Source organism: Flavobacterium caeni (assembly GCF_900101895.1).
GTDB classification, from domain to species: domain Bacteria; phylum Bacteroidota; class Bacteroidia; order Flavobacteriales; family Flavobacteriaceae; genus Flavobacterium; species Flavobacterium caeni.
This window is the reverse complement of the sequence record NZ_FMVF01000009.1, coordinates 196,500-203,570: the sequence shown is the minus strand read 5'-3', so window position 1 is coordinate 203,570 and position 7,071 is coordinate 196,500. Positions and strand designations below refer to the sequence as shown.

Here is a 7,071-nt window from a genome sequence, read left to right as displayed (position 1 = left end):
CCCCGCGACGTCTGTATAAAACAACCCACTTCCATAACTGGGATCTGTCACATTTGAATTCAGCTGCGACAGAAATGGCCGAACGGCCTTTTAAAACCTCCTCTACACAGCGAAGTTTGAAATCATAACTGTGCTTGACTTTTCTTTCCATAAATACCCTCAAATAGTGTCCAACTTTTGGGGGGCAGTTCACTTTTGTGGCAATTTCGTTGGTCGGTGAAAAATTTGCCACAAATTGGTTTGCGTTTTGAAATGTTTATAACATTTTGGGGCTATAGGTTGGTTAAGGGTTTGTGTTCTCTATATTTGGGTACATACAATATATTATTCGGTCGTCATTCTGAACAATCTTATATGAAAAAGGCTCTACTTGACACAAATATAGTAATCCACAGAGAAACTAGTAAAATCTACAACCACGAGATAGGACAGCTTTTTAAATGGCTTGATAAGTTGAAATATGAAAAGTACTTGCATTTTCTTTCTATAGATGAAATACGTCGTCATAAGGATCCCATTGTAGTCAAAACAATGGAGATTAAATTAGAAAGTTATTATCAGATAAAGCATGCCGCCCCATTTGGGGCAGAAATAAGTAAATTAAGTGATGAAATCGACAAAACGTCTAATGACCAAAACGATAGTCGCATTTTAAACGAAGTGTACGAAGAACGAGTAGAAATTTTAATTTCAGAGGACAGAAAGTTACACCAGAAAGCAGAAAGGCTTGGGATATCCGAGAGAGTTTTTACGATTCAAAGTTTCCTCGAAAAAGCAACCGCGGAAAACCCCGAACTGGTAGACTATAAAGTTTTGGCCGTAAAGAAAGTCGATTTTGCCGAAGTAGAATTGACAGACACTTTTTTTGACACCTTTAGAGAAGATTACAAGGGGTTTGACAAATGGTTTAATAAAAAAGCAAATGACCCTTGTTATGTATGTTACAACGACTCTGTTTTGACGGCATTTTTATTTGTTAAAATTGAAGATGACACCGAAAACTACTCAGATATCTTTCCGGGATTCTTAAAAAAGAAGAGACTTAAAATTGGAACGCTGAAAGTAACTGGTAATGGATATAAAATAGGTGAACGATTCTTAAAAACAATTTTTGATAACGCGATTCAATATAAAGTAGAGGAAATCTACGTTACAATTTTCGATAAGCGACCCGAACAACTTCGACTGATTGATATGTTGGAAGAATGGGGGTTTGTGTACCATGGGATAAAACAAACTGAGAATGGAGATGAAAAAGTCTACGTTAGAAAATTTGGAAAAAATCTACCTGCCAACGTGAATTACCCCAAACTAACATTTCCGTTTTTTTCAAAAGCGACTGATAAATATATCATAAAAATTGAGCCTCAATACCACACTGAGCTTTTTCCGGATAGTATTAATACTAAAGAGGATGAAACTAAATACACAGAAAACGAACCGCATCGAAACCGTATAGGCAAAGTTTATATTTCGCACTCGCAAGACAGGCATTTGAAGCCAGGTGATGTGATTGTTATCTATCGAATTGGTGAAACAACTCCGAAAAAATATTCAAGTACAGTAACGACAATCTGCATCGTAGAAAAAGTTGTTGCCAAATTTGACTCATTCGAGGATTTTTATACTGCATGTAATAAAAGGACAATGATTTCTAAAGAAGATTTACGCATCAAATGGTGGGAGAAGTTTCCTAGAAATAAACCGTTTGTGGTTAACTTTCTCTATGCCCACTCTTTTCCAACCCCGAAACCTACCCTTTATGATTTAAATCGGTTAGGAGTTATACCTGACATGTATAATATGCCTCTTGGCTTTATAAAATTAAGTAATGACCAATTCAATACTTTGGTTAAATTTGCTTACAAAAAGAAATAATTATGAAAGTTGTTTTATCGATAAAGCCCGAGTTTGCAAACAAAATTTTTGATGGAACGAAAAAGTTTGAGTTTAGAAAGGCAATTTTCAAGAATCAAGATGTTAAAACCATTCTCGTTTACTCATCTTCTCCTGTTCAAAAAGTAATTGGCGAGTTCCAAATTGAACATATATTGAAAGATAATCTTGCATCGCTTTGGGAAACAACAAAAGATTACTCTGGAATTACTGAAGATTATTTTTATCAATATTTTGCGGATAAAGAAACGGGGTTTGCAATTAAAATTAAGAGCAAAAAAAAATACACTAAACCAAAGTGTCTTAGAGCGGACTTTAATTTATTTCCACCACAGTCTTTCGTCTATTGGACAAATGGTTAAAAAAAACTAGGAAGGCAGCGATATTCTTCATACACCAAACCCCACCCCCAAATTCCCTACCTTTGCACATGACCCGCAAAGAAAATACGGAACTCATCAAATCCCACGCCCAGCGTCTAGGGTTTATTTCCTGCGGCATCTCCCCGGCGGGCTTCCTCGAACAAGAAGCCCCGCGTTTAGAAGCATGGTTAAATAACAACCACCACGGCCAAATGGCCTACATGGCCAACCACTTCGACAAACGGCTCGATCCCACCAAATTGGTCGACGGCGCCAAAAGTGTCATCTCGCTGTTGCTCAACTATTATCCTTCGCAAACGCAAAACCCCGACGCGCCCAAGATTTCGAAGTACGCCTACGGCCAGGACTACCATTTTGTCATCAAAGAAAAATTAAAAGAACTGTTGTATGTGATCGAACAAGAGATCGGGCAGGTGCACGGCCGTGCATTTGTCGACTCGGCACCGGTGCTCGACAAGGCTTGGGCGGCCAAAAGTGGGCTCGGCTGGATCGGCAAGAACGCCAATTTGCTGAGCAAGCAGGTGGGGTCGTTTTTCTTTATCGCAGAGTTGATTGTCGATTTGGAATTGGAATACGACCACGCGACCACTGACCACTGCGGTTCGTGTACGGCCTGTATCGACGCGTGCCCCACCGAGGCCATCGTCGCGCCCTATGTCGTAGACGGCAGCAAATGCATTTCCTATTTCACGATCGAACTCAAGGACAACCTGCCCGAATCGATGAAAGGACAGTTCGCCGATTGGGCCTTCGGCTGCGACGTTTGCCAGGACGTGTGCCCGTGGAACCGTTTTTCCAAGCCGCACAATGAGCCGCTGTTCAATCCGAATCCCGAACTGCTCACAATGTCCCGAAAAGACTGGGAAGAAATCACCGAGGAAACGTTCCGCGCCGTGTTCAAGGATTCTGCGGTCAAGCGCACCAAGTTCTCGGGGCTTAAGCGCAACATCGACTTTTTAAAAGGCTGACGTCGAACCATAGGCCGCGTTTGCTATATTTGGGCAAGCAATCCTGTTATGCGAGCCAACCTGACCGTCAAGGCGTACTACGTTTTTATGTTTACGCTGCCCCTGCTTTTTGTTTCGGACATCCCCGACAAAGTGTTGCTTCCGCGGCAATTGTGGCTGTCGGGCTTTGCGTTGTTGCTCGTGTTTTTGCTTTGGAAACCCGCGGGCGATCGCTTCAAGCTACACACCGGTCATTTGGTTTTGCTGGCATTTTTGATGCTGGCCGGATGCGTTACGCTGCTCAACACCACGGTGATGGCCGAGGGTTGGTATATGCTGTCCAAATGGGGATTGTTCACCGCATTTTTATTGCTGATGGGCGTAGCGCTGCAAACCGGGAAGATGACCGCCAGGCAACTCTCAAGGGGCGCGCTCGTGTTCGGGTGTGCAGCCCTGCTCACGGCCTTGGTAGACATGGCCGACAAGACGTTGCGCGGGGAACACCTGTTGCACTGGGTGTACACCATTTCGGGCGGGTTTGGCAACAAGAACCTGCTTTCCTCTATACTGTTTTTGTGTTTTCCGTTTTTTTGTATGGGGCTGCACGAAGGCCGCAACATCAAGTGGATTTCGGCTGCGGCGTTGACGTTGTCGGTTTTGCTTTTAATCATTTTGCGGACGCGTGTCGTATTGGTGGCCACGTTGGTCTACGCGGGGATGGCGGCGTTTTTTTACCTCAAGCACCATTACAAAAAAGGCATTAAGCTCGTGGTAGGTTCGACTTTGGTGGGCATCGTTGGGCTTGGGCTGGCGTTCTTTGCGCCATCGGCAGAGGCGCAAAAGTACGTGAGCAGACTTTTCGATACCCGTACTTTGGGCGAGCGGCAATTGTTCTGGCGCCAGTCGGTCGAGATGTTCTTCGAGCATCCGCTGGGTGTAGGACTCGGCAACTGGCAGGTTTATTTCCCGAAGTATGGGTTGGATCAATTCGGGTCGTTCGAGATCGTCAACGGGACGGCCACACTACAACGCCCGCACAACGATTTTCTGTGGATTTTGTGCGAAACCGGCGTACTCGGGTTTGCAGCCTATGTAGTTTTGTTTGGCATCGCGCTGTGCCATGCGTTCCGGTCGGTCCAATCGGCAGCAGACGATTCGCAGAGATGGTTTTCGGTCTACGTGTTTGCGGGCCTGGTTGGTTTTGTGTTGGTTTCTTTTTTCGATTTTCCCATCGAGCGCATCGAACATTTGGTTTTGTTGGCCATTTTGCTCACCTTGGTGATGTACCGAAACACCGATGGACAGCCAAGTCCACAGCAAAGAACCATTCCCGTTCGGGTTGTTTTGTATTTTGCGGTGATCGCAGGCGTGTTCTCGCTCGTGGTGGCGGGCCAACGTCTGGTCTCGGAAAAGCACATGTTTAAGGTGTATGCGGCCCAGGCCAACGGCGACACCAAGGAAGTTCTGTACGGTGTGCGTCATGCCGAGGGCCTGTTTTATACGATAGACATCAAGTCCATCCCGCTGGCATGGTACCAGGGTGTGGCCGAATTTTCTACCCAACAGTTTGCCGAAAGCCAAAAGCGTTTTGAACAGGCCTATCGTTTGACGCCCTACAACATCCATGTGCTGAACAACCTCGCGAGCAATTACGAGGTCAACGGCAAACGAAAAGAAGCCATGGTTTTTTACCGTAAAGCATTGCACATCTCGCCGTATTTCGAAGAGGCGCGACTCAACTTGGCCGCGGTTTATTTCAACGACAAACAATACGAAAAGGCTTTTCAAACCATCGACTCTTGTTCGACGCAAACCCGTGATCCGAAGTACAAAATATTCCTGCCGCCCATCCTAAAAAACAAGGCCAATCGGGTGATAGACAGCTTGGATAGGGCACGTCCCACCGCCCAAGAAATCAATAAGAAGCAGGTAAATGATTATTCTTCAGTTTATTATGAAGCGAAAGAAAATAACACTACATTTGAGCGACAACTGATCACCCATTTAAAAAAACGCCAATGAAAAAACTATTACTCTTTTTACTTCTTGGGATTTCGGGCATATTGTCTGCCCAAACCATCACCGGTGTTTCACCCAATGCAGCCGACGCAGGCGAGACCTTACAGGTTACCATTACGGGAAACAATACCCATTTTACGACCATCAGCAGCACCGAAGGCGTTTGGTTCTACGGTGGTATAACAACCAATGCACTCGACTTGGTTTCGGATACCTTGATGCATGCGATGATTACCGTTCCGAGTTCGACACCGGCGGGATTTTATGATTTGTTCGTATACGACAATTTTGGGCAGTATTCTTTTCTAGACGCCTTGCAAATCAATAACAACAACAACACCATCGTCGGCAACATCTCGGTCGATACCAATAACAACGGATGCGACGGGGCCGATCTCCACCCGCACGGGATTCGGGTCAATCTCACAGGCGGTTCGTCCGACCAGTATACGTTTACCGATATTTCGGGTAACTACATATTTTATGTCGGCGCGGGCAATTTTACCGTGACACCGCAACCCGAGTTTCCTTATTTTACGTCTAGCCCGTCCTCCGATACGGTCAATTTTGCAACCGTCGCCAACCTGTCACAAACCCGCAATTTCTGTGTGGTGGCCGATGGTGTGCACAACGACCTGTATGTAAAGTTGCTCGAATGGGTACCGGCGCGTCCGGGGTTTGACGCCACGTATCGATTGGTATACAAGAACAATGGCAACCAACCGATTTCAGGATCGCTCAATGTGACTTTCGACGATTCGCGTCTCGATTATGTTTCGGCGACCACGGCACCCGTCGTGACGCCGAATAACCTGGATTGGACATTCGCCAATTTGGCGCCTTTCGAGACCCGCAACATCAACTTTGTGCTCAATGTCAATTCACCGATGGAAACTCCGGCCGTGAATATCAACGATGTATTGGATTTTACGGCAACGGTCAATCCTGTTGCGGGCGACGAAACCCCTGCCAACAATGTCAGTGTATTCAACCAAGTGGTAGTGGGCTCGTATGATCCGAACGACAAAGCGGTGGCCGAAGGGCCTGAAATCAATATCGCGGATGTAGGCGATTACCTGCATTACCTGATCCGTTTCCAAAACTCAGGAACGTTCCTGGCCGAGAATGTACGTGTACAAGATATGCTCGCGGCCAACCTCGACGTTTCGACGCTCGAAGTGGTTTCGGCGAGCCATGCCTACCGCAGTACGCTGACCCATGGGAACAAGTTGGAATTCTTTTTCGACAACATTATGCTGCCGGCCGAGATGGATGACGAACCGGGCAGCCACGGTTTTGTAGCCTTCAAGATCAAGCCCGCCGCGGGCGTTGGTTTGGGCAGCGTGATCGAGAACACGGCCGAGATTTATTTTGATTTCAATTTCCCGATCATCACCAATACCGTGACCACAACGGTTACCGAATTGGCGACGGCCGAATTTGACGCCCAAAACAACGTGGTGATGTATCCGAATCCGGCGCGCGATGTATTGCGTTTCGAGACCAAGGATGACATCACGGCGGTCAAGATTTTCAACCAATTGGGGCAGTTGGTCAAATCGGTCGATCAAAACGGAATCAAGACAATCAATGTAAGCGAACTCTCGGCGGGAACCTATCTCGTCCAGATTTCGACCACCAAAGGATCGTCGGTGGCCAAGCTGATGAAATACTAAACCAAATGGCTTTTTAAGATCAAGGCGTCGGAACATCCGGCGCCTTTTTTTGTTGCGATGCGCCGTCTTTGGTTCGCGAATCGCCAAAAGAATGATGCAAAAAGTTTCCTTATTAACCCGATACGTTTACCTTTGTCAGTCGGAATAAAT

6 protein-coding genes are annotated in these 7,071 nt (G+C 46.0%); 5 read left to right on the top strand and 1 reads right to left on the bottom strand.

Annotation, left to right across the window (positions count from 1 at the left end; genetic code table 11):
* Nucleotides 1–151, bottom strand: a 151-nt coding sequence (locus BLP55_RS17450; RefSeq protein ID WP_394331922.1) for a helix-turn-helix domain-containing protein, incomplete at its 3' end; no start/stop codon positions are given.
* A 65-nt stretch (nt 152–216) separates the two neighbouring features.
* On the opposite strand from BLP55_RS17450, the gene BLP55_RS10740 reads away from it, so the two are divergent.
* The 5 genes from BLP55_RS10740 to BLP55_RS10720 all read left to right on the top strand — a co-directional run bounded on the left by BLP55_RS10740 (nt 217) and on the right by BLP55_RS10720 (nt 6,921).
* Complete coding sequence (locus BLP55_RS10740; RefSeq protein ID WP_244503454.1) at nt 217–1,878, top strand: PIN domain-containing protein; 1,662 nt, start codon at nt 217–219, stop codon at nt 1,876–1,878.
* 2 nt (nt 1,879–1,880) lie between these two features.
* A complete protein-coding gene (locus tag BLP55_RS10735) occupies nt 1,881–2,258 on the top strand; it encodes an ASCH domain-containing protein (RefSeq protein ID WP_091143500.1) in 378 nt (125 codons plus the stop codon).
* 68 nt (nt 2,259–2,326) lie between these two features.
* A complete protein-coding gene (gene queG, locus BLP55_RS10730; RefSeq protein ID WP_394331921.1) occupies nt 2,327–3,247 on the top strand; it encodes a tRNA epoxyqueuosine(34) reductase QueG in 921 nt (306 codons plus the stop codon).
* Between the two features lie 48 nt (nt 3,248–3,295).
* The gene (locus tag BLP55_RS10725) at nt 3,296–5,248 is read left to right on the top strand and encodes an O-antigen ligase family protein (RefSeq protein ID WP_091143493.1); all 1,953 of its coding nucleotides are present in this window, start codon (nt 3,296–3,298) and stop codon (nt 5,246–5,248) included.
* Nucleotides 5,245–6,921 (top strand): T9SS type A sorting domain-containing protein, encoded by a 1,677-nt coding sequence (locus BLP55_RS10720; protein WP_091143490.1) that lies wholly within the window; start codon nt 5,245–5,247, stop codon nt 6,919–6,921. The genes BLP55_RS10725 and BLP55_RS10720 overlap by 4 nt, the downstream gene beginning before the upstream one ends.
* Nucleotides 6,922–7,071 lie beyond the last annotated feature (150 nt).

Excerpts from the sequence above, each read along its gene's own strand:
- BLP55_RS10735 (WP_091143500.1), top strand. The coding sequence starts at position 1,881 with ATGAAAGTTGTTTTATCGATAAAGCCCGAGTTTGCAAACAAAATTTTT.
- queG (WP_394331921.1), top strand. The coding sequence starts at position 2,327 with ATGACCCGCAAAGAAAATACGGAACTCATCAAATCCCACGCCCAGCGT.
- BLP55_RS10725 (WP_091143493.1), top strand. The coding sequence starts at position 3,296 with ATGCGAGCCAACCTGACCGTCAAGGCGTACTACGTTTTTATGTTTACG.
- BLP55_RS10720 (WP_091143490.1), top strand. The coding sequence starts at position 5,245 with ATGAAAAAACTATTACTCTTTTTACTTCTTGGGATTTCGGGCATATTG.